The following is a 22,801-nucleotide window of genomic DNA, read 5'->3' as shown; positions in this document are numbered from 1 at the left end:
TAGGCTTGTCACAAATGTCTAGTTATCTAGACAGGCTGCGGCGCCCGGATGGCGCCCCTTGTGGACCATTGCAACAGGCCAGCGTGCCGTTGCCATGACGGTGAATAGACAGGTTGAGGACGTGGTATGAGCGAAATCGAACGGGGACGGGGCGTGGCGCTGTGGAGCCAGATCAGCGGCATCCTTGCGTCGGACATTCTCAAAGGCCAGCTGCGCCAGGGCGAACAGCTGCCTTCGGCGCAGGAGCTGGCCGCGCGCTTCGACGTCAACCGCCACACGGTGCGCCGCGCCATCGCCGCGCTGGAAGAGCGCAACCTGGTGCGCACCGAACAGGGGCGCGGCACCTTCGTGCAAGAGCAGACGATGGATTACGTCATCAGCCGCCGCACGCGCTTCACGCAGAACATGCGCAATCTCAACGTCGAAGCGGACATGGAGTTTCTCGAAGATGCGCGCGAGATCCCGCCGCCGCAGGTGGCGCAGGCGCTGGGCATGGATCGCAACGACTACGTGTACCGCATCGAAACGCTGGACCGCGCCGACGGCCACATCGTCGACTACAGCACGGCCTACTTTCCCGCCGCGCGCTTCAACGGACTGCCCGCCGTCTACCGCCGGTTGCGCTCCGTCACGCGCACGCTCGCCGAATTCGGCGTCGCCGACTACGAGCGCAAGCACACCCGCGTTTCCGCGCGCCTTCCGGACGCCAACACCGCGCGCCTGATGAAACAGCCGGCGAACCGCCCGGTGCTGTACGTGCAATCGATCAATGCCGACACGCGCGGCGTGCCGGTGCAATATGGCGTCACGCGCTTCTCGGGCGATTGGGTGCAGCTCGTACTGATGGCGGATCATTGATGCGTTATGCCGTGTATTTCTGTCCAGCCGCGGGCAGCGGGCTGGACACCTTCGGGCGGGAATGGCTGTCCACCGAAACCGTGCCGGGCATCGCGCCGGAACGTCTGCGCGCACTCACGACACATGTGCGCCGCTACGGCTGGCATGCCACGCTTTGTGCGCCGTTCGCGCTGGCCGAGCCGGCAAGCTACGCCGATCTGCGGTGCATCGTCGCCGACATCGCGCAACAAGCGAGCGTGATCGAACTGCCCTTGCATCTGGATCGGCTCGCGGCATTCCTGGCATTGCGACCGTCCGTTGACGAGGGTGATGTCAAAGCGTTGTCCGAACATTGCGTGCGTCGCCTGAACGCGTTGCGCGCGCCTGGCACCGAAGCCGCATGGCAACGAAGAGCCCCGCATCTCGATGAAACCGAACTCGCACTGTTTCGCGAATACGGTTATCCGTACGTGCTGGATCGTTATCGCTTCCACATGACCTTGTCGGCGCCGGCCAGCGACGTCGAAGAACAGGCGTTGCGCGAATGGCTTTCGCCCAGGGTGGCGAACCTCGCGTCTGCGCGTATCGATGCGCTCACCATCTGCTGCGAAAAAGAACCCGGACAGCCTTTCGAGCAGATCGAACGGATGCCATTCGGTGCAGGAAAAGCGGCATGAGTGAAGGTTGCCTGTATTACGTGATGGGCCCATCCGGCGTGGGCAAGGACAGCGTGTTGGCGTGGGTACGCGAACATGGTGTGGCGCATGGCGTGCTGTGCGCGCATCGCTATATCACTCGTCCTGCGCATGCGGGCGGCGAAAATCACGTAGCGTTGAGCGAAGAGGAGTTTCGCTCGCGCGAGCAGCGTGGCCTGTTCGCGCTGACGTGGGAAGCGCACGGGCTCCACTATGGCATCGGCAATGAAGTGGCGCACTGGCTGGCGCGGGGCGCCGATGTCCTGGTGAACGGATCGCGCGGGGCGCTTGCGATGGCCTGCGAGCGCTTTCCGGCATTGCGGCCCGTGTTGATCACCGCCAGCCCGCAAGCGATCGCCAGCCGCCTTGCCGCGCGTGGACGCGAATCGGAAGACGAGATCGCCGCGCGCATCGCACGCCTGAGCGCGTATCCGGTTCCGCCGGGCAGCGTGGTGATCCGCAACGACGGCAGCCTTGCGAGCGCCGGTGCACATTTATTGCAGACGATTCGATCCGGTCGCCACAACCTCGCCAATACATAACTCCCTCCCCTGCTTGCAGGGGAGGGTTGGGGAGGGGTCAAACCATCTTGCGTCGACGCCCGTGCAAGCGACCCCCTCCCAACCTCCCCCTGCAAGCAGGGGGAGGAGTCAAGCCGCGGCAGGCACTGCAACCAGTCCTTTCGCGCGCCGTGCTTTCTCATGAAAGTACAGCGCAGACAGCAAAGTAATCAGCATGCCGACACTCGACAAGGTCATCACCGTGTCGGCATAGAACGTCGCCCACGAAAGATGCATGCCGCCGAATTCCTTGACCAGAATCACCAGCACGCTGCCCATGTATCCGCTGCTGTCGGCGATATACATGATGAAACCCACATTGCCGGTCACGCGAAACGTCGCCAGCATGCGTTCGAAAAAGGTGGCGTTGTACGGCACGTAAGCCAGGTAAAGCCCGAAGCCGCTGAAACCGATCCAGCCCAGCGGATCGATCATCCCGTGGTTGTGCAGCCAGGTGGCGAAGGTCGCGATCGCGAAGCCGCCGAAAATCAGCACGTGGTTGAGCATCAACGCCTTGAGGTTGTCGCGCACGATCATCGTGAAAGCCGTGATGATCAACACGGCGATGGCGATCGGCACCTCGGTTTCGGTGAACACCGAGGCATCGCCGCCGCGGCCGAGATCGCTCCAGATTTCCGCCGCGAAGTTGTCGCGGAAATCGCGCGTCACCGTCAGCGCCACATAGGCCATCACGATCATCGCGATGCCGGGCAGGAAGCGCGCAAGAAACGCGCGGCGGGTGGCGGCATCCATGGGAACGCGCACGCTGCGCGCCGCGATGTCGGCGGCATCGGGCGCGGGCAGGTGCTCGAGTATCCACGTGGCCACATAAAGCGGCAGGATGAACAACAGCCCGGTCATGAAAGGCATCCAGAATTCGGTGACGTGGCAGCCCACCATCAGCCACATGCCCACCGACTTCACCACGCCCGATCCCACGATGAAGCTGCCGCACATGAGCGCGCCCATCAACTCGGTGCCGCGGCGCCCTTCCAGATAACCGAAGATCACGCCCCACACCATGCCCAGCGGCAACCCGTTGAGGAACAGAAAGGGGATGTTCCACGGCGCGGGAATCAGCGCGAAGCCGAGCAGGGCGATCCACGAAAAGCCGATCAGGCCGGCCAGGGTGCGTGCGCGGCGCTGGCGCTGGATTTCCGCGATCCAGGTGATGCCGCGCACCTTGCTGAGCATGTAGCCCATGACCTGCGCGATCACCAGCCAGACTTTGTAATCGACGCCCGCAAAGTGCATGCCTTCGAAGGCGGCTGCCGTGAACGGCTTGCGGAACGCGTACATCGACGCATAAGCCAGGAACGCGGCGCCGCCGGCCAGCAGATTGATCGCCATGGGATGGCGGCGAAGACCCGATGAAAACGACACGAGAACCACCCGGAACCAGCCGATACGGCAGTGCCGGAAGGGTGACCGGCGCAGGTTACAGTGGCGTGGCGACGGCTAGCCGCTCAGGCGGTTTGGTCTACGCGGCGATTTCCCGCATGGTGGGATGCGCGGCGAGGACGCAGCAAATCCCCTCCCCTGCGTGCAGCAGGGGAGGGCTGGGGTGGGGTGAAGCCTTTGTGCGAAGCAAGAGCGTTACCCCCTCCCAGCCTCCCCCTGCTGCGCAGGGGGAGGGGCGGATCCGGTACACGTTCCAGCGTTCGCGGCGAGCGATGGCGCTTTCAATATCTCAACGCGAGTCACGTAACGTTATCGTCGCAAGCCTCAAGACAGATTCCATCCATTTGGCTTGGCACGCTAAGCCAGCGATAAGCGTTGACATCGCACGGACAAGAAACTTTCCATTCCACTGTCGGCATCGATTCATCATGGCATCGACGGTGCGCGCAAGCGGCGCAAATTGTCGTGAAAACCAGTGCGAAACATGATTTTGATCGTTCAACATCATCGTGCTGAAACAAAGCATACCTAGCCTTTTTTGAAGGCACGATCGACCCGCCTGTTGCAGGTTCCATCCATCGGATCAGCGTTCGAACGCCGTGAAGTCATCACGGGCGTTAGGCATCGCTGCGTCTTCGTGATTACTTCGCTCATCCGGATCTTCAGACCATGAAAATGCTTTCGATGCTGAAACAGCATGTACGTCCCGATCACCGCAGAAAGACGTTGTCCATGGCGATAAGCATTGCCGTCATCGGATGCACGATGGTGTCGACGCTGCACGCCAACGATCAATCGACCGACCAGAACGCGCCAAGCCAGACCACTAATTCGACCAAGACGTCCAAGGACAAAGTGCTTCAGCTCAACGGCGTGTCCGTCACGGCCAACGTTCAACAGACCGTTCCGCCGAAGGCCACGTACACGCAGAGCGTCACCGACGAGGAAACCTTGCGCAATCTGTCGCCGGGGCCGACGGTCACCGTGCAGACCATGCTCAATCAGCAACCCTCGGTGTTCGGCTACGCCAACGGCCCGAACGGCGTGGAAACCACCATCTATCTGCGCGCGTTCAATTCCAGCCAATTTTCCGAGACCTTCGACGGCGTTGCGCTCAACGACGTATTCAACGGCGGCGTGACCAACCAGGCTGAAAATCGCAACAACGTCTTGTTGATACCGGGCAACCTGCAATCCGTGCAGATTTATCGCGGCATCAACAACCCTGCCGTGAACTCCTACAACTCGCTGGGCGGCACCATCGACTTCATTCCCCGCCAGCCCGAAGACAGCATGAGCGGCGACGTCGGCGCCAGCTACGGAAGCTTCAAGAGTTACGACTACCACGCCACGTTCAATACCGGCGACTGGAACGGCATCAAGCAGGTGTTCTCGTTCGAGCATTCCGGCAGTCGCGGCTGGATCGACAACACCGGCGACCACAACAACAATCTCTATTGGGGACTGACCTACAACATCGACGACAACAATCAGCTCGCCAACTACCTGCTCTACAACGACAACAAGGGTTTCTCGCCCTTCAACATGCCGGTGCCGTTGATGCAGCAATACGGCCGCAACTATCAGTGGCCGCTGGACTGGACCAATTCGCCCATCAAGGATTCCAACTGGATGGACATCGTCGACTGGAAGTCGGCCTTCACCGATGACGTCCAGTTCCGAAACAAGCTCTTCTTCGGCGGCAACCAATACCTGCGCACGTCGTTTTCCAATCCGATCTACCAGCAAAGCGCAACGCAGCCCTACAACCTGGAAGACGACCCCAGTTCCTACGCCTATTGGCTGAGCAATCCGAACGGGCCCACGTACGATCCGGCCGCGCAATTCGGCAGCGTCGAAAACGGTACGGACTACCACTTCTACGGTTACACCACCACGGGCATCGGCGATTCGCCGAGCCTGACGATTCATCTGCCGCAGAACGACATCGTCGTCGGCGGCAACGCCACGTATGGCGACCTGCACTCGCGCGAATACTGGTATGGCGAATCGCCCATGCCGAAGATCGACGGCTACAACGATGCGTGGGACGAACACGACCGCCGCCTGCTCGCATCCCTTTATGCGCAGGATACGATTTCGCTGTTCGACGACAGCCTGCGCCTGACACCCGGCATCAAATACATCTATGCCAGCACCACCGACCGCGACACCGTGGGCTTCTACTATCCCATCGCCGGCGAAGTGCACGATACGGAACACTTCTGGTCGCCCACCTTTGGCGTCAACTACCAGATCGTCGATGGACTCAACGCCTATGCGTCGTACGGCAAGAACTTCAAGCTTCCCGACATTTCCGCTTACTACGGCGCTTTCCAGACCGACGGCAACGGCAACAATACGATCGTGCCTCCCAAGGTCAAACCGGAATTCGTGCGGGACTACGAGATAGGCCTGCGCTACCGGCTCGGCGGATTCTCGGTGATGGTGAACGGCTACCGCGAGAATTTCACGAACACCTTCATCACCGCGACGGATCCGGTAAGCCTGCTCAGCACCTTCGAAAACGGAGGCAGTTCGCGCTACCAGGGCGCGGAGTTGCAGCTGCAGAACGACTTCGGCCAGACCGCCGTGGGCGATCTGAGCACGTACTTCAACTACGCGCACAACCAGGCCAAGTTCACGTCGAGCTTCAATTCCGACTACGCCGGCCAGGTATCCGCCGGCCAGCCGCTGGCGGGCGTGCCGCAGAATCTGCTCAGCGCGGGCGTCGTGTGGAAATGGCAGGGCTGGCGCGTCAATCTGGAAGGGCGATTCGTCGACAAGCAATACATCGACCAGCTGTACGCCGGCACACCGACGGCATCCACGATCAAGCCGTACACCGTGGTCAATATCGGCATCAGCGACACGGTGCGGTTTGCCGAATCCGGATTCGGCCAGCAGGTGCGTTTCGGCCTGAACGTGGACAATCTGCTCGATCGCGAATATTTCAACACGGCCTACACGGACACGGATTACTACGGCAACAACTTCATCCGTGCGGTCATCGCTGCGCCCCGCTCGATCACCGGCAGCGTCGATATCTTTTTCTGATAGCCGCCCAGGCAGAGTCACAAGGCGGAGTACCGAGGTACTCCGCCTTGCCATGATCAGCCCGTCACGGAAGCGCCGCCGTTTTCCAGATGCCCTGTGTAGCGGCGAATCCAGCTGGAATCGCCGCTGACGGTGATGGTGAAGTCGTACCAGCCCTGTGTATTCGCCACCGCGGCGAAAAAGGTGTTCACCGTGGCGCCGGCGGCCACGTTGTACGTCCAGGGACCTTCCTCGGCGTAGTTGTTCGCGGTAATCGTGAAGGTGACGGCTGCGCTGCCGGCATTGGTCATCGCAAAGTAGACCGCCAATTCGCCGGAGGAAGGATCGGCGGCATACGATGAGGTGATGCTGCAGTTCTTGCCCGCATCGTTCACGTTGCCGGCGAAGCGACGCAGAAAACGATTCGGGCCGACCACGGTCAGGTCGTATTTTCCGCTGCCGTAGCCCGATCCGATGTTGAAGAAGTCGGTGACCGAACCGTTTGCGCCGTTGTTGTAGGGGCTCACGGTGTATTGCCACGGACCACCGCTGCGATAGGCGTTGGCGTAAATGGACAACGGCACGGCGCGCGTGGCGTACGTACCCACGTTCTGCATCTCTATCCACACCAGGATCTGGCCATTCGAGCCGTACTGGAAGGAAGAAATATTGGCATCGGGCTGGTAGGGCAGCGCGCGCGCCGTACGCGTGCCCGCTTCCTGTTGCGGCAGGCTGTTGGGTGCGTTGCTGTCGGTGGGATTGGGCAACGGATCGCAGGTGCCGGCGCGATTAATCGTGGACGTCGCCGCCGGCAAGTTGGTGGGCAATCCCAAAACAGGGTCGGCGAAGTTGAACGCGCCGGTCAGGTCGCCGCTTACTTCACGACGCCACGCGCTGATGGACGAGCACACGGCGGGCTTGCCGAGCGCCGAGGTCCAGGTTTCCAGAAACTGGATCACCGAGGTGTGATCGTAAATCTGCGAATCGACCGCGCCGCCGCGCGTCCACGGCGAGCAGATGATCATCGGAACGCGAAAGCCCATGCCGATCGGCTGTGTCGTGCCGCCGACGGTAATGAATTCGCCCGCGGTTCCGCTCGGCGGAACGGGCGGCGGAACATGGTCGAAGAACCCGTCGTTTTCGTCGTAATTGATGATCAGGACCGTGGAGTTGAATGTGTCGATGTCCGCCGCCAGCGCCTGCAAGATCCGGTTGACGAAATACTCGGCGTTTTCCGGCGGCGCATCGGGATGCTCCGAATAATCCTGACTGGCCACGATCCAGCTCACCTGCGGCAGCGTGCCGGCGAGTACGTCGTTCTGAATCGCCGCGGCGATGTCGTTGGGCGTGGAGTTGGTCAGATTGGGTACCGATGCCATGCCTTGCTGATACAAGGGGCTCGACGTGGATGCATTGGCGAATTGATTGAAATAAGCCAGGCCGTTGTCGCCGAAATTGTCGGACGCGTTTTGATAAACCTTCCAGCTCACGCCTGCTGCTTGCAGTTCCTCGGCATAGGTTTCCCACGTCAGTCCGGATTCCGAACCGCCGTCGTAGGCGGGGCCGCCGTTGTCGCCCGAAGGATCGATCATGCCGCCCCAGAGATACGTGCGGTTGGGACCGGTCGCGCTCAGGATGGAACAGAAGTAGTGATCGCAGATCGTGTAAGCATCCGCGAGCGCGTAGTGATAAGGAATGTCCTTGCGGGTAAGGTAGCCGAGCGTGCGCACGCTGCCCTTGGCCGCCACCCACGAATCCATCTTTCCGTTGTTCCACGCCGTATGCTGCGTCGACCACGAATGATCGAGGCTGCCGTCGCATTGCGTGATGACTTCGCTGGTCTGGCCCGCGGCAGGCGAGGTGGTATCGAACGCCCACGGATACTGACGCGTCAATCCGTTGGGCTGATCGAACACGGAGTAGCCGCCGGACAACGTGATGCCGGCACGATCGCCGAAGCCGCGCACGCCTTGCAGCGTTCCGAAGTAATGATCGAAGCTGCGGTTCTCCTGCATCAGGATGACGACGTGCTTCACATCGGTGATCGTTCCCGTTGCGGCAGTCGTCGCGGCCTTCGCGGGTTTGAGCATGCCTCCTACCGTGTACCCGGTCATGCCGAGCGCGGCGGCCTTGACCGATAGCGCAAGAAACTTACGGCGACTGAGCTCAATCATGTCGACACCCATTCCTATGTTCGGTGACGCGAAGATAGAGATCGGGTGTGCTGCTTTTATGACGTCGGCGTAGCCAGGCACGCGACATGTCTATGCGTTTTCGTCAAGAAACGGTGAACGCGAAGAAGAAACTGCGAACGGTTACAAGTTTTCAGTCAGCCAACACGTTCAATAGTCCACCGCATCGAATTTGTCGTGCCTGGCGATCAGAACGGGTGCGATATATCGCAACGCCAGCATTGCTATCGATAACAGCAATACGACCGAGATCAATGCCGACAGATGCAAGCCGGCGACGATATGGCTATCGCTGTCGCCCACCAGCGCGCCGAACACCGCCACGCCGATGGCGCCCGCCGCCTGCCGCGCCGAATTGAGCACACCCGACGCGGTACCCGAGGCTTGCTTCGCCACGGACGACAATACGGTGGTGGTCATCGCCGGAACGCCGAGTCCCATGCCACAGGGCAGCAACGCGAACGCGGGCAGCATCAGCAGGTAGGGACTGTCCGCACCCAGCAGCAGAAACAAAGCAAACCCTGCGCAATCGATCAAGGCGCCAAGCAGCATGGGCAAACGCGCGCCCGTGCGACTCACCAGCCAGCCGCTGAATACATTCACGCCGAAAAACGTGGCGGTCAGGGGAAGATAGGCGAGACCCGTGCGCAATGCGCTGTATCCGTGCACACGCTGCAGATAAAGGCTCAGCAGAAACACGATGCCGTAATAGGTGAGATTCATCACCATGCCGTACACCACCGCGGCGCTGAATCCCGGCATCTTGAAAAAATGCAGCGGGAGCATCGGCGCGGGGCTGCGCGACTCCACCCACACGAAGAGCGGTCCTGCCAGCAGCGCCGTGGCCGCGCATGCCAGCACGACGGGATGTGTCCATCCCAGGGGATGCGCTTCGATCACGGCCGTGGTCAATCCGGTGATCGCAAGAATGGCCAGCCATTGCCCGCGCAGATCGAAATGCTTGTGCTGCACGTGGCGCTCGGTTTCGGGAACGAGCAGCGCAAACCACGCACCGACGACGCATACCGGCACATTCACGAAGAAAATGCTGCGCCAGGACGTCACGCTCATCAGCAGGCCGCCGATGATCGGCCCCGCCGCAATCGAAATACTGCCGACCGCCGTCCACCATCCGATGGCGCGCGCACGCGTGGTGTGTTCGTGCGCCGTCGCGTGGTTGAGCAAGGCGAGCGAGCAAGGCAGCATCGCCGCGGCGCCGACACCTTGCAGTGCGCGGCCGGCGATCAGCCACGCGATGTCCGTGGCGCATCCACACAGCATCGATGCGATGCCGAACAGCGCCATGCCGCCGAGATAAACCTTGCGCGATCCCAGGCGATCGCCCAGGTAGCCCATGCTCAACAACAACACCGCAAAGGACAACGCATAGGCATCCACCACCCACTGCAGGCCGGCCACGCTGGCGTGCAGGTCGGTGGCAATGCGCGGCAACGCGACGTTGACGATGGTGACGTCCAGCTGCGCCATCGCCCAGCCGAAGCTGGTGGCGGTGGTGACGCGCGCAATGCTGCGACGGAGCGGTCGCTGGTCCATATCGGTGTTGCGGGGCGGGAGGGGATGGACAGAGCTTATGACAGAAAGAGCCCGGATGCTTTTACCTGCGACGTAATATCCGTTTCATGCGCGGCGCATAAAAATTCCCCCTGGCGGACAAACCGCCAGGGGGAACGTATCGACGTTGCGTACGATTGAGATTACGGTGCGTTGACGAATTTCTTCCAAGCCGAGAACAAGTTGTTCGCGTTCACGGAACCCAGCCCGTTGGCGAAGCTCCAGCCGGCCTGCGCTGCGAAGGCAGCGGTCTTGCTGTTGTAGGTGGTCGTGCTGGACGACGTCAGACCAACCTGTGTCGGGCCGTAGAAGCCGAACAAATTGTTGATCGTTCCGTAGTAGTAGCAATCGGGCGTGGTTTCGCTGAACGCCGCGACATCGATGCACTGCGTGGAATTGCCGCCGTCGGTGATGTTGTGGAACACGCACTTGCTGGTGCCCTTCGTGCCGTTGTCGGCGTTGCATGCGGCAAGCGACGAAGGTGCGCCGCCGGTGGCGCCGCCGTACTCGTTCCTGGCCAGCTCATACAGCGTCGGCGCGGCGTTGCCCTGGTTCGCGGACAAACCCAGGTTGGACAGGCCTTGATCGATCAATGCCTGGATACCTGCGAACATCGGCGAGGACAGCGAGGTGCCGGCCACCAGTTCCACCGGCGAGGTGAAGTTGGTCGTGCAGGGATAGAAACCCGTGCACAGGATCACCCACGAATAACCGCCGTACGAACCGCCGAACAGCGAAACGTCGGGCAAATCGCGCGACTGGTCCTTGGCCGCACCATGCACGATGCGCTGCCACGACGGCTTGATGTCGACCGACGACGGACCGCCGCTGCCACTTTCGGATGTCGTGTACTCGCCATTGGGGTCGTAGATCAGCGCGGTCTTGCAGAACTTGAGCGCCGACAAATTGACCAGGTCCTTGGCCGCGCGCGTGTTGCCGCAGGATGTGTTCCAGGTGATTTCCGGCACATACGACAACGCCGTGCCATACACCGAGTTCATCGTGCTGCTGAAGTACTTGCTGGTGGTGCCGTCGAGAATATCGGCCGTATCCGAGCCGCCCACGCCCGTGTCGTTGGGCGACGTGGCGAACGAATTGGCGTCGATGGCCGGTACGCCATTGATGATGGAACCATTGAAGCTCGGGTTGGAGCCGGAGTCGCCGGTGGATACGAACACCGAGATGCCTTCGGCATCGGCTTGCGCCCACATCAGGTCGATCGCGCTCTTGCTGGCGCTATCGGTGAAACCTTCGCCGTAGCCATAGCTGGCACTGATGATGTTCGGACGCGACGTGCCGTTGATCAGGTTGTCCGCCGCGGTGAACACGCCACCGAAGAAGTTGGTGCTGCCCGCATCGTTGCATGTCGCGACCCAGATGTTGGCACCCGGCGCCATCGCCGTGGACCACTCCGAATCCAGCACGGTTTCGATGCTTTCGCCAAACGGGTTTTCACCGCCCGGATCGGTGCAATTGCCGGTGGAGGGCGTCAACTGCGGCTGGAATTGGGTGAACGTGCCGCCGTAACTGCCCAGATTGAACTGCGCGACGAAGTTCGGCCAGTCCGAGTTGTCCATGCCAAGATCTTCGACCACGGCAATGGTGATGCCCGCGCCTGTCAGGCCCGCGCTATACAGTGCCGAGGTGTTGTAGATCACATTCATGTCGTACGGCACAAAGCCGCGCACGCCACCGGTGAACGGAACGGCATACGGATTGGCTGGCTTGGCCGCGTCGGACGGCGACTTCTGGATCTTGAAACGCGCGGTGGACGCATTGAACTGCGCCACCTGCGGTTGCTTGTGTTGCGGTTGCGGACGCAAGTCGTTGAGACCGGCAACGCCGAGCACGACGCTGCGCAAAGCCACCGGAATGCTGATATCGCCGCTGTTGGCGATATGGCTGGCGTGGTTGATCATGTAGCGGCTTTCCTGCGTGCGGAATGCTTGCCGCACCTGGCCGGCCGTGCCGCTGAAATCGATCTGCATCTTGTTCGGGTACACACCGTGCACGGTAAAGCCCTGCGAGACCAGCCACGACGTCACCGCTGCGATATCCGCATCGGCTACACCAAAGGTCTCGCCGAACTCCGAGGGCGTCACCCACTGATGGAACTTGGACGACGCAGGATCGTGCTGCGCGGCGATGAGTGCTTCCAGCGCCGACTGACGCGATGAGCTGCGTTGGAGAACCAGCAACATATGGTTCATGGGCGTGGAGTCGGACACGCTGCCGGTCGGCTTCAGATTGTCGAGAAGCGACAGGTGAGTATTGCTCAACGCCGATACCGTGCGGTTATCGACGGCTTGCGTGACACGCGGCGCTTCGGTCGTGTTGAGACCGGCGAGCGCCGGATTGGATGAAGAAGCCAAGGCTATCGAAGGCAGCGCTGCGACGGCTGCGGCAATCGACACGCCTATCATCACATGCTCGGTTTTCACGTCTTTTCTCCCTAAAAGGTTAGATGAAAAAAGCGAGTCCCCCTGTGATGGAATTGCCAGCTGAACTACGAGTCGTCGTACTCCTACCTCCCTGGTGCAAGGACATGACGTTACGGAAAGTCATCGGATCGCCGTATGGGCCCGACGTAGCCTCGAGGCCGCGGTCGCGTTGACTGCTTAAACTCCCACTGCATCCCGGCCTGATACCGGGTCCACGATGGTGCTACCGGCGCGATGGCATCGTCCAGTGCCTTTGAAAATTTAGGTGTTACATCTGATTTACACATCACAAAACCAGCTGAATGAGCGGGTTTTTTTCGCCAAGGAAAGAAATTTCCGTCAACAGCGGCCGTGTTCAACGCGACCGGAATTTCATCGCGTCGTTACAATTTATGCGTCTAAACGCTAGTGCAAAAAATCATGAGACCGAATCGGCGGCGATAAGCTGATTCCGACCCTTGGCTTTCGCCTGATACAACGCGGTATCAGCGGCTTTGAGAAGGTTTAGCCAGGTCGACTGCCCGGCCTCGCCGCGGGCGACGCCAAAGCTCGCCGTAACGGGCAGCGACAGTGCGTTGTGGACAAGCACTTCATGGCCGGCGATGGCACGCCGGATGCTTTCGGCAAGCGCGCACAACGCTTTCATGGACAGGCCCGCGGTCAGTACCGCGAATTCCTCGCCGCCGTAGCGAAACGCCCTGTGCGGCGGCGGAACGACGTCTTTGATCCGGTCGGCCATCGCGCGCAGCACGATGTCGCCCACCACATGTCCATGCTCGTCGTTGATGGGTTTGAAGTAATCCACATCCAGCAAGATGAGACCGCGATCCTCCCGAAGCACGACGGGCGCGGCAGACAGATCGCCCACGACTTCCTCGAGCGCGCGGCGATTGAGCAATCCGGTCAAGGCATCGGTGTACGCCTGTTCGCGCAGCGCTTCGCTCAAGTGATCGCGCTCCAGCGCCAACTGCGTCGTCAGGATCTGGTGCCTGCGCAAAGTGTCGATCGCATCGTGCAGCGCACGCACCTCGGCGCTTCGTCCTGCGCGCGGCGTGCGGCTGAGATGGCCGCTGGCAAGATTGATGATCTCCTGCCGCGCCAGCAGCAGCGGGCGAATGATGAGGCTTTCCGCCGCGCGCAACGCCGCGACCAGGAAGCAGAACAACGCCAGCAGGCACGCTCCCGTCAGCAGCATCTGCCTGCGCGCATCGCGGTGCGTCTGGGCGATCTGCGCGATGGCACGATGCATGAACAGGTCCTCCAGCCGCTCCAGATCCATGAGGTCGGGCAGCACCTGGCGCGTGAACGATGCCGCGCGCAATCCGTAGTCGGAACCGGAATGCGCGACAAGCTGGTCGATCAGCGACAGCATATGGCCGAAAAATCCGCGCTCCAGGCGCGCGCGCATGCCATCGATGTCATCGCGGCCCTGGCTTGCCGGGTCGACGCGACCGGGAAGCAGGCGATGCAATTGGTCGATATGGCCCTTGAGGTCGATGATGACCGCGCGCCGCGCAGGACTGATCGGCTCGGGCGTCGACAGCGGCACGATCAGCATGGAACCGATGCGTCCGCCGAACTCGCGCAGATCGCTGAGGATCAGCGCACCTTGCATGATGCCGGCTTGATCCGGCGCATGGCGTAGCGCGGCGCCATAGAAGTTTTGAATCACCGGGTCCAGCCGGGTGCGCGCGTCGATCATCGCGTCGATGGCGTTCTGGAGATCCTGCGGCGAACGATCCGATGGCGCATGTCGAGCGAGGCAATCGATGTCGGCGCGCCCCTGCGCCAGCGACTTCCGTGCCGCCGCCAGTTCGATCATGGTCTGGCCATCGTGCGGCTGTTTTGCCACCAGGTTTTGCAGGTCGCTCAGCGCAAGATCGGTACGCTGCCGCGCCGCCGCGACATCGGCCTGCATGGATACATAGGCTTGTCCGGCGTCGGGATCGAGGCTGAGCAGGATGTTGGAAGGAGCGCGCTCCGCGGAAACGGCGTTGCCTGCCTTCAGCACCAGGTCGTAGGACGTGAGCGTCTGAAGATTTTGCGCGCTCTGGCGGTAGGCATCGGCGTAGCCCAGGAACACGTAGGTGGAAACGCCCGCGGCGACGGCCAGCAATAGCGCGGCCCCTGTCTTGAGCTGTAGCTGAAGCTGCATCAATACCCTGTTCCCGCGACCGGGTCGGACCATGCGTCAGTCCGTCTGTCGCTACAGCAATACCTGTGCGGTCGACGTTCGCCGCAGTAGGGTTGAAAGGTTCGAAAGCGCCCGGTTCGCATAAAACGGACAGGCGACGCATTTTATCGGCCGATCGGCCAAAAACCTGAGCACTGCGACACTTGATCGCGTGCGCCGTTCAGCAAGGCTGCCCTGGACCGTTTCCGACCCGGCGCGAGACAGCTGCAGTTACTCCACGCCGCGCCAGCGAGCGACCATGCCTACCGATGCAATCAAGGCACGCGAAAGCATGCGCAAGTCCGCGGGCATATGCCTGCGGCGCACGTCGAGCAACAACGCCGCGCGCATCTGGTTGCTGTTGTTCCATACCTCGTGCGGATACGTGTCGTCCCACAAAAGATGCTGGCCGTCGCCGATGCGATGTTCATGATCGTTCAACGACAGCACGGCGGCAGGCCGGCCGTCGTCGTCAAGCGGTACAGACAATCCCAATTGATAACGAAGCACGCCGCGAAAGGGCCCGCGATGACGCGGGATGTGCTTATGGGGCGCCAGAAACGAAAGCGATGCGGACAGCACATCCGGCGACAACGACACGATATGCCCCAGGGTCGGGCATAGCGCCATGTTCTTCTCGACGTCCGTGCCGTAGATCTTCAGCACGCACAAGCGCCAATCCTTGCCGTCGTTCGCCGAGATTTCCGCTTGCGCGGGCATGATCTCGTGAAAGCGCGGTATGGTCTGCATGTGCGCGGCCAACGCCAGGGCCTCATCGCGAATCTGCCGCCAGGACGCGACGAAGCGCGCCGCGTCGGGAAAATAAGTGCCGGCATCCAGCACCGGCGGCGTATCGATGCGCGCATCGTAAATACGACGCACAGCATTGGCCGACAGGTCGTACAACAGGCTCATGGTCGGTTGCGCCTAGTCAAAAAATTCCAGGGGAGTGCAACGGTCCTTGCCATGGAGTGTAGCTCGCTGGCCTGAAAACAGTGATAGGCCAGCGCAATGGCATGAAGTTTCGGTGGGCTTGTTTCCGCCGGAAAAAAGTCCTTGCACCGAAGCGTTTGCGCGACATGACGAAACGCTGCGAGCCGTAAAAGGTTGCGCCAGCCGACTGCCGCCTAAACGAGCGGCGGCGCGGATCGGCGTGATCTGACCTCCGCTGTCTCTGTTCCAAGGTATGGGAGCAGGCGTTGCATGATCTGTGACGGCCCTCGCGTATCTCCGTTCAAGGGCCGGACGTTGGCGCCGATAACACCGTATCGGGAACATCCCGGGATGGCTGAGATCTCCGACATGAACATCGATAAATTCAAGCAAGAGCATGTGGACCTGATGGGCGCGGTAACGGTTTTGCGTGAATTTGTGCAGTCGGGTGTGCAAGAGAACGCAGACGCGATCTGCAAGCAGCTGATCTTGATGACCGCCACCATCAAATTGCATCTGGCGGCGGAAGATCGCGTGCTCTACCCGGCGCTGGCTGGCGCGGACGACCCGTTCGTCGCGCACGTCGGCCAATTGTTCCAGCAGGAGATGGGCGGGATCGCCGAGGCATTCGCGGCGTTCGCATCGCGCTGGAATCTGCCCGCCAAAATAGCCGCCAGTCCCGCCGGCTTCAAAGACGAAGCCAACACCATCTTCAAGGCCTTGCATACGCGCGTGCAGCGCGAGAATAAAGAGCTTTATCCCTTGGCCGAAATGATCTGACCGCCAAGCCGTTGCGAGCACGCGCTAAGACGCGGCGATCCTGACGCAGTTGCGGCCCGCACGCTTGGCGTCGTAAAGGGCCATGTCCGCGCGGCGCCTTGCGCCCATCATGTCCGGCTCGTTGCCGTGGGCGATCGCCGCGCCGATGGACACCGTAAGCGCATAGCTTTCCCCGGCGATGGAGAAAGAAGTGCGTTCGATCGCGACGCGTATGCGCTCGGCCAGCGCCAGCAGATCGGACGTCTGCACGGCCGGCGAGAACACCAGAAATTCCTCGCCGCCCACGCGCCCCACCATGTCGCCGGCGCGCAGCATGCTGCGGATGTTGGCCACCAGTTCCAGCAGCACGCGATCGCCGTCGTCGTGGCCGAAGCGATCGTTGATGCTCTTGAAGTGGTCCGCGTCGATCAGCAGCACGCCGATGGATTCGTGCTTGGCGCGCGCGCGCGCAAGCAGCGTTTCCGAGGCCTCCAGCAAGCCGAGCCGGTTGTTGACGCCGGTGAGCGGATCGATGCGCGCGAGCTTGAACAGCTCGCGTTGCAGAATTTCGTTGTAGAGCAGCAGAAAGCCCACGCTTGCCAGCAGCGGCTGGATGCCGATCAGCAACACATAGAGGCTGTTGATGGACGAGGGTGCGCTGATGCTCTGCAGCGGCGTAGGCAGCATCCACATGGATACGTTGCGCCACACCAGCAGCGCGATCGCCAGCACGTACGCCCACAGCAGCACGCACTGCGCGCGCGTCTCGCGCTTGCCGCAACCGCCCCATAGCGCGGCAATGTTCAAGGCGTTGTTGCACACCAGGATGACCGAACCCCAAAGCACCCGCTCGGGATAATTCGGGTGTATCACGCTAAGCCATGCCGCGCCGAGCCAGCCGACCGCGCACAGCGTCAGCGAGGTTCGCCAAAGCAGCGAACGCCGCAACACCATGCGCAGCGCGACGATCGTCAGCGCCTGGGCCACCAGATTGAATCCATTGCCGAACAGCAGGACGACCAGCGGCGACACGTGCACATCGCTCGCCAGCAGGAAATCGCCGCACGCTTCCACCACCAGCGCGCCCGCGCGCAGGCGCAGGCCGTTGAGCGCATAGCGGCTGCCATCGTGCGCGCCAAACCAAAGCATCAGCGCAAGCGCCACCGCCTGGCCGCCGTTGATCAGCGCTAATGTTTCGACATTCAACTGCATCGTGGGATTCCGGTACCTGCCAACCTCGAAGCGTGCATCTCCACACGCCCGGAGCGTCCTGGCGGACGCTGCTCAATGCCTGTCAGTGCGAATGGCCGTCAGCATGATCTCGTCTCCAACCTCCGGTGTGTCTGAATGATCCGGCACGGGCCTGTGCCGGATGCAGCCCTCAGCATCAGCAAGCTGAACGGGCTTGAAGGCAGATGAGGCAAGGAGCGTGCCGAAGCGCCGACCGTCGGGATCAGGGCTTCGACACGTGCAAGGATGGACGTCTAAATCGTTCTAAATGCCTGCCGCATGGGATGGGCCTGAACGAAGCTGTCGCAAACCTGTCGATCGCAAGAACCGGCGGGCGCGCAATAAGCTGCTTTGCGCAGATAGACGCGTGCAGCGTCACTTTTCAGGCAGATATCGTCGATGGGGCTGCAAAGGCACGACAGGCCCTAGATGGAAACCTGCTTGCCGATATCCACCACCTGGCTGGCGGGGATGTGCATGTAATCGGTCACCCGGGCGCAGTTGCGCAGCATCACGGTGAAAATCACGCGTATCCAGCGCGGCAGGCGATGCGCGTCGGTGCGCGCGACGATCTTTTCCATGCCGATGAAATAGGTGAGCTTGACCGGATCGATGGGGCAGCCATGCGTGGCGATCTGCCCCATCAGCGCCGGCATGTCCGGCCGCTCCATGAAGCCGTAGGTAGCCGTGACCGCCCAGAAATTGGGCCCGATCTCCGCCAGCGCCAGGCGATCCTTGGCGGAAACCCAGGGTTTGGAAGCGATATCCAGCGTCACGGCGAGCACGCGCTTCTGCAACGCCATGCTGTGCCTTACGTACCAGATCATCACCGGCGGCGCGGACGATTTCGCGCGCGTGAGAAACACGGCCGTACCCGGCACGCGGGCCACGCCGGTCTGCACGAGTTCGTCCAGGAAGGCATCGACCGGCATCGGATCTTCGGTGGATCGCACGGCAATCGCCATGACGCCGCGATGCCAGATGTACATCACCAGGTACACCAGCGTCGCCAGCAGCAGCGGCACATAGCCGCCGTCGAACAGCTTCATCATGTTCGATGCGAAGAACGAGGCATCCACCACGAAGAAGACGCCGGCCACGGCGGCAGCGGCGATGAAAGGCCACTTCCAGATCTCGCGCATCGCGATGAACAGCAGTGCGGTGGTCATCAGCATGGTGGCGGACACCGCGATGCCGTAGGCACCGGCCAGGTTGTCCGACTTTCCGAAGCCCAGCGCCAGGCCGATCGTGACGAGCATCAGCAGCCAGTTCACGGTGCCGACGTAAATCTGGCCGTATCCCTCTTCGGAGGTCTGCGACACTTTCAGGCGCGGCATCCAGCCCAGCTGGATCGCCTGCCGCGTCATGGAGAATGCGCCGGTGATGATCGACTGGCTGGCGATGATCGTGGCGATCGTCGACAGGATGATCAGCGGCAAGGTCAGCGACGGCGGGCACAGGCGATAAAAGATGTTGCCGTCCGTCGGCGCGCCCGACAACACGATGGCACCCTGGCCTGCGTAGTTCAGCACGAGGCTGGGAAACACCAGCGAAGACCAGGCCAGCTTGATCGGTCCCGCGCCGAAATGACCCATGTCCGCATACAGCGCCTCGGCACCCGTCACGCAGAGAAAAACACCGCCGAGCACCAGAAATCCGCCACCGCCGCCGTGCAACAGATAGTGCAGGCCGTAATACGGATTGAGCGCCCAAAGAATCGACGGATGCTTCACGATGCCCCAGATGCCCAGTACCGCCATCGTGATGAACCACAAGGCCATGATGGGGCCGAACGCGCGACCGATCTTCGCCGTGCCCGCCGGTTGCAGCGCGAACAACGCCAGCAGGATCAGCACGGTGAGCGGCAACACATAGTGATGCAGGGATGGCGCGACGATGTTCAGTCCTTCCAGCGCCGAAAGCACGGAAATCGCGGGCGTGATCGCACCATCGCCATAAATGAGCGCCGCGCCGAACAGACCGGCCGCCACGATGAGCGGGCGCTTGTGCCGCTTGACGCCCAGCAGCGCCATCAACGCGAGAATGCCGCCTTCGCCGTCGTTGTCGATGCGCATCGCAAAGCCCGCGTACTTGACCGAGGTGATCAGGATCAAGGTCCAGATCAGCAGCGAGATGACGCCATAGATGGTCTGCGGGTTGTCACCGCCGGTCATGTCCAGCACGGTCTTGAACGTATACAGCGGGCTCGTGCCGATATCGCCGAAAACCACCCCCAGGGCACCGACGCCCGCAGCGAGCAGAGCGGGTTTTTTCCATGTATCTGCGGCGATTTCCGTCATGACGCACCGGCTCGGATTGCGAGGCTGACAGGCAGTCTAACCACGAAAAATGACACTGGCGACAATCGCTTTTGATAAAGTCGGGCTTCATCGTCTCGACAGATGGTCGAGGCAAGGTTGCGGTCATCAGGATTTCACGAATTCCTGTTGCATTGTGCATTGAAGTAGCGAACCGAAAGGAGATAGCACCATGGCCAAGGCCAGCAAAGCCAAGCAACGGCGCGAGGCGCCGCTGAAAACCCCAAGTGCGCTTGGCGAAGATGCGCGGCGCGATATTTCCGCAGGGCTCAATGCGCTGCTCGCGGACATCTTTGCGCTTTACCTGAAAACCAAGAACTTTCACTGGCACATTTCCGGCCCGCACTTCAGGGACTATCACCTGATGCTGGACGAGCAAGCCGACGAGCTCTACGCAACGACCGACCCCGTCGCCGAACGCGTGCGCAAACTGGGCGGCACGACGCTGCGTTCGATCGGCCAGATCTCGAAGCAGCAGCGGCTTTCCGACAACGACGCGGGCTTCGTGACGCCTGCGGACATGCTGGCGGAGCTGCGCGACGACAACGCACGTCTCGCTGCCTACATGCGCGAGACGCACGCACTGTGCGACGAATACAACGATGTCGCGAGCGCGAGCCTGCTGGAAAACTGGATCGACGAAGCCGAACGCCGCGTGTGGTTCCTGTTCGAAACCGGGCGTTCCACCTGACGGCACCAGTACGTATTCAGCACGCATCGCATCGCACTCCCTCCCCTGCGTGCAGCAGGGGAGGGTCGGGGTGGGGTAAAGCCCTTAACGAAGCAAAAGCTTTACCCCCTCCCAGCCTCCCCCTACTTCGCAGGGGGAGGAGCAGAGCAGCACGCAGCGCCCTGCATCAGCTTTCAACATCAGCGCGGCGCCAGATGCGCGGCGAGATTCTTCGAGCGATTGAACGAAAACCACGGAACGTCGCGATACGATTCCGCGACGATCCACGCCGCCGCCGTCAGCGCGGTCGAAATGAGGAAGGCCGTCCACCCGAATCGTTGTGTCGGTGCGCCGACGGCCACGGGAATCCACACCAGCACCGTGAAGGCTCCCATCATCCATGCTTCCAGCGTTGCCGCCAGCCGTGGAAGAACGGCTATCGCGATGGCAAGACCCGCCGCGATATGCCCTATGCCGGTGATGATGGCCCAGCCCATGCGATCGGGTAGCCATGCCGGCACGTAGCCGGCGGTGTCTTTCGCGTAGACAAGATGTTCAAGCCCGATCAACGGCACTGACACGGCAAAGATCAACTGTGCGATGCGCACCGCCTTTGCCGAAGCAAGCGGCGCAACGTAAAGCGCGTCGCCCGGTGTCGCCACGCGCGCATACAGGATCCAGCCGCCGGCCACCAATGTGGCGATTTCCGCGCATGAGCCCCAATTGATCTCATGCAATGGCCCCAGCACGAGATGCGGAACATGCAGGACCAGGAGCCAGACCAGCGCATACAAGGTAAAGACAAAACTGGCGGGTGCCGCAAATCGTCTGACCAGCATCCCCACGCCCGTGACGCACAGGATGCCGCCCGATAGATACGCAAAGATCGCGCGACCGGGAACGTCGGGCGGAACCGGTTGCCATACGAAAGCGAAATCGCCCGAACCCAGGCTCAACACGCCGAGCGCCATGCACGCCGCGGCGAACACCATGTAGCCCACACCCATCAAGCGCATAGCCCTTAGCTCCTGTGTCGATGATCGATGGAGGTGCGACGAGCCGAACGTCGCACAGCTTACATTCACACCATCATGACGCAAGGACCGCAAGAGCCAATTTCGATTCGTCCACCGATGCCAAAAATACATGACATTCGCTGTCAGGTATTGCAGTGCAAGATGCCGTCGACACCACACGTAGGGGCATCCCATGAAGACGTTCCGAATCACACTCGCCGCTGTGCTGCTGGCCGCAACCATGGGTTCGGCGGTCACCGTGCATGCATCCCAGGACGCACCCAAACCCATGCAGGGCGCGCCCAATCTCACCCATCTGCACGATTTCGATTTTCTCGTCGGCGATTGGCAGGTCCATCATCGCCAACTGAAAGCGCGCCTTGCCGGCAGCCACGAATGGATCGAATTCGAGGGCACGTGCAGCATGCACAAGTTGATGAATGGCTCGTCCAACGTCGACGACAATGTCATCGAGAAGCCGAGCGGCACCTATCGTGGCGTGGGATTGCGCTCGTACGATCCCGTCAGCGGGCGATGGGCCATCTGGTGGCTGGACAGCCGCGATCCGTTCGCCAATCTCGATCCGCCTGTCAAAGGCAACTTCGTCAACGGCATGGGTACCTTCTACGCGAACGACACGCTCGACGGCAAGCCGATACGCGTGCGCTTCATCTGGTCGCACATCACACCCACGTCCGCGCAATGGGAGCAGGCTTATTCGCCCGATGGCGGCAAGACGTGGGAAACCAATTGGGTGATGCAGTTTCAGCGCATTCGCTGACCCGCTTCATTCGAATTCGGCATACACACGCGACGTAACCTGCTCCCTCCCCTGCGTGCAGGGGAGGGTTGGGGTGGGGTCAAGCAATCTTGCGTCAAGGCAAGACCGTGCGACCCCCTCCCAGCCTCCCCCTGCCTTGCAGGGGGAGGAGCAAAGCGCGCTTTGCCATGGGCTGCAACTGCCCCGG

The 22,801-nt window shown here is 61.5% G+C and carries 16 protein-coding genes; 7 read left to right on the top strand and 9 right to left on the bottom strand.

All coding sequences use genetic code 11. From position 1 onward, the window contains the following. Positions 1-126: 126 nt before the first annotated feature. From phnF to phnN, 3 genes are read left to right on the top strand one after another with little or no spacing between them, the layout of a single operon-like run. Positions 127-858 (top strand): phosphonate metabolism transcriptional regulator PhnF, encoded by a 732-nt coding sequence (phnF, locus tag DWU99_RS20040; protein WP_115479871.1) that lies wholly within the window; start codon positions 127-129, stop codon positions 856-858. Further along, positions 858-1,514 (top strand): DUF1045 domain-containing protein, encoded by a 657-nt coding sequence (locus DWU99_RS20035; RefSeq protein ID WP_115479870.1) that lies wholly within the window; start codon positions 858-860, stop codon positions 1,512-1,514. Before phnF ends, DWU99_RS20035 begins: the two co-directional genes overlap by 1 nt. Next, positions 1,511-2,074, top strand: coding sequence for a phosphonate metabolism protein/1,5-bisphosphokinase (PRPP-forming) PhnN (phnN, locus tag DWU99_RS20030; protein WP_115479869.1), 564 nt, complete (start codon positions 1,511-1,513; stop codon positions 2,072-2,074). The genes DWU99_RS20035 and phnN overlap by 4 nt, the downstream gene beginning before the upstream one ends. 108 nt (positions 2,075-2,182) lie before the next feature. Here the strand turns inward: phnN and DWU99_RS20025 are convergent, their stop codons facing one another. Further along, positions 2,183-3,475 carry a DUF5690 family protein gene (locus DWU99_RS20025; RefSeq protein WP_233511231.1) on the bottom strand — a complete coding sequence of 431 codons (1,293 nt, stop codon included), beginning with the start codon at positions 3,473-3,475 and terminating at the stop codon, positions 2,183-2,185. Between the two features lie 687 nt (positions 3,476-4,162). Between DWU99_RS20025 and DWU99_RS20020 the strand changes: the two genes are divergently transcribed. Beyond that, on the top strand, positions 4,163-6,550 hold the full coding sequence (locus DWU99_RS20020; RefSeq protein ID WP_115479867.1) for a TonB-dependent receptor: 2,388 nt from the start codon (positions 4,163-4,165) through the stop codon (positions 6,548-6,550). 56 nt (positions 6,551-6,606) lie between these two features. On the opposite strand, the gene DWU99_RS20015 is transcribed toward DWU99_RS20020, so the two are convergent. The 5 genes from DWU99_RS20015 to DWU99_RS19995 all read right to left on the bottom strand — a co-directional run bounded on the left by DWU99_RS20015 (position 6,607) and on the right by DWU99_RS19995 (position 15,822). Next, positions 6,607-8,703: a phosphocholine-specific phospholipase C gene (locus tag DWU99_RS20015; RefSeq protein ID WP_115479907.1), complete on the bottom strand. Its 2,097-nt coding sequence runs from the start codon at positions 8,701-8,703 to the stop codon at positions 6,607-6,609. Positions 8,704-8,871: 168 nt separating this feature from the next. Next, on the bottom strand, positions 8,872-10,275 hold the full coding sequence (locus DWU99_RS20010) for an MFS transporter (RefSeq protein WP_115479866.1): 1,404 nt from the start codon (positions 10,273-10,275) through the stop codon (positions 8,872-8,874). 161 nt (positions 10,276-10,436) lie between these two features. Next, entirely contained in the window at positions 10,437-12,734 is a 2,298-nt protein-coding gene (locus tag DWU99_RS20005; RefSeq protein ID WP_115479865.1) for a S53 family peptidase, read from the bottom strand. Positions 12,735-13,152: 418 nt separating this feature from the next. Beyond that, entirely contained in the window at positions 13,153-14,889 is a 1,737-nt protein-coding gene (locus DWU99_RS20000; protein WP_158543384.1) for a GGDEF domain-containing protein, read from the bottom strand. Positions 14,890-15,138: 249 nt separating this feature from the next. Next, the gene (locus tag DWU99_RS19995; RefSeq protein WP_115479863.1) at positions 15,139-15,822 is read right to left on the bottom strand and encodes an aspartyl/asparaginyl beta-hydroxylase domain-containing protein; all 684 of its coding nucleotides are present in this window, start codon (positions 15,820-15,822) and stop codon (positions 15,139-15,141) included. A 369-nt stretch (positions 15,823-16,191) separates the two neighbouring features. Between DWU99_RS19995 and DWU99_RS19990 the strand changes: the two genes are divergently transcribed. Further along, entirely contained in the window at positions 16,192-16,620 is a 429-nt protein-coding gene (locus tag DWU99_RS19990; RefSeq protein ID WP_233511230.1) for a hemerythrin domain-containing protein, read from the top strand. 24 nt (positions 16,621-16,644) lie between these two features. Here DWU99_RS19990 and DWU99_RS19985 read toward each other — a convergent pair whose 3' ends face one another. Together DWU99_RS19985 and DWU99_RS19980 are read right to left on the bottom strand one after the other, a co-directional pair. Further along, the gene (locus DWU99_RS19985) at positions 16,645-17,811 is read right to left on the bottom strand and encodes a GGDEF domain-containing protein (RefSeq protein ID WP_115479862.1); all 1,167 of its coding nucleotides are present in this window, start codon (positions 17,809-17,811) and stop codon (positions 16,645-16,647) included. A gap of 443 nt (positions 17,812-18,254) precedes the next feature. Beyond that, positions 18,255-20,129 carry a potassium transporter Kup gene (locus DWU99_RS19980; RefSeq protein WP_115479861.1) on the bottom strand — a complete coding sequence of 625 codons (1,875 nt, stop codon included), beginning with the start codon at positions 20,127-20,129 and terminating at the stop codon, positions 18,255-18,257. A 190-nt stretch (positions 20,130-20,319) separates the two neighbouring features. Here DWU99_RS19980 and DWU99_RS19975 point away from each other — a divergent pair, with 190 nt between their 5' ends. Next, positions 20,320-20,838, top strand: a complete 519-nt coding sequence (locus DWU99_RS19975; RefSeq protein ID WP_115479860.1) for a Dps family protein — start codon at positions 20,320-20,322, stop codon at positions 20,836-20,838. Positions 20,839-21,017: 179 nt separating this feature from the next. Here the strand turns inward: DWU99_RS19975 and DWU99_RS19970 are convergent, their stop codons facing one another. Continuing rightward, the gene (locus DWU99_RS19970; RefSeq protein WP_115479859.1) at positions 21,018-21,833 is read right to left on the bottom strand and encodes a DoxX family protein; all 816 of its coding nucleotides are present in this window, start codon (positions 21,831-21,833) and stop codon (positions 21,018-21,020) included. Positions 21,834-22,026: 193 nt separating this feature from the next. Here DWU99_RS19970 and DWU99_RS19965 point away from each other — a divergent pair, with 193 nt between their 5' ends. Then, entirely contained in the window at positions 22,027-22,614 is a 588-nt protein-coding gene (locus tag DWU99_RS19965) for a cupredoxin domain-containing protein (RefSeq protein WP_199535882.1), read from the top strand. Positions 22,615-22,801 lie beyond the last annotated feature (187 nt).

Source organism: Dyella psychrodurans (assembly GCF_003363265.1).
Taxonomy (GTDB): domain Bacteria; phylum Pseudomonadota; class Gammaproteobacteria; order Xanthomonadales; family Rhodanobacteraceae; genus Dyella_B; species Dyella_B psychrodurans.
Note: the sequence above shows the minus strand (reverse complement) of the source record. Positions and strands in the feature narration are given on the sequence as shown.

Coding starts and splice junctions, on each gene's coding strand:
- DWU99_RS20020 (WP_115479867.1), top strand. CDS start 4,163: ATGAAAATGCTTTCGATGCTGAAACAGCATGTACGTCCCGATCACCGC.
- DWU99_RS19965 (WP_199535882.1), top strand. CDS start 22,027: ATGAAGACGTTCCGAATCACACTCGCCGCTGTGCTGCTGGCCGCAACC.
- DWU99_RS19980 (WP_115479861.1), bottom strand. CDS start 20,129: ATGACGGAAATCGCCGCAGATACATGGAAAAAACCCGCTCTGCTCGCT.
- DWU99_RS20000 (WP_158543384.1), bottom strand. CDS start 14,889: ATGCAGCTTCAGCTACAGCTCAAGACAGGGGCCGCGCTATTGCTGGCC.
- DWU99_RS20010 (WP_115479866.1), bottom strand. CDS start 10,275: ATGGACCAGCGACCGCTCCGTCGCAGCATTGCGCGCGTCACCACCGCC.
- DWU99_RS19970 (WP_115479859.1), bottom strand. CDS start 21,833: ATGCGCTTGATGGGTGTGGGCTACATGGTGTTCGCCGCGGCGTGCATG.
- DWU99_RS19995 (WP_115479863.1), bottom strand. CDS start 15,822: ATGAGCCTGTTGTACGACCTGTCGGCCAATGCTGTGCGTCGTATTTAC.
- DWU99_RS19985 (WP_115479862.1), bottom strand. CDS start 17,811: ATGCAGTTGAATGTCGAAACATTAGCGCTGATCAACGGCGGCCAGGCG.
- DWU99_RS19975 (WP_115479860.1), top strand. CDS start 20,320: ATGGCCAAGGCCAGCAAAGCCAAGCAACGGCGCGAGGCGCCGCTGAAA.
- phnF (WP_115479871.1), top strand. CDS start 127: ATGAGCGAAATCGAACGGGGACGGGGCGTGGCGCTGTGGAGCCAGATC.
- DWU99_RS19990 (WP_233511230.1), top strand. CDS start 16,192: ATGGCTGAGATCTCCGACATGAACATCGATAAATTCAAGCAAGAGCAT.
- phnN (WP_115479869.1), top strand. CDS start 1,511: ATGAGTGAAGGTTGCCTGTATTACGTGATGGGCCCATCCGGCGTGGGC.
- DWU99_RS20035 (WP_115479870.1), top strand. CDS start 858: ATGCGTTATGCCGTGTATTTCTGTCCAGCCGCGGGCAGCGGGCTGGAC.
- DWU99_RS20015 (WP_115479907.1), bottom strand. CDS start 8,703: ATGATTGAGCTCAGTCGCCGTAAGTTTCTTGCGCTATCGGTCAAGGCC.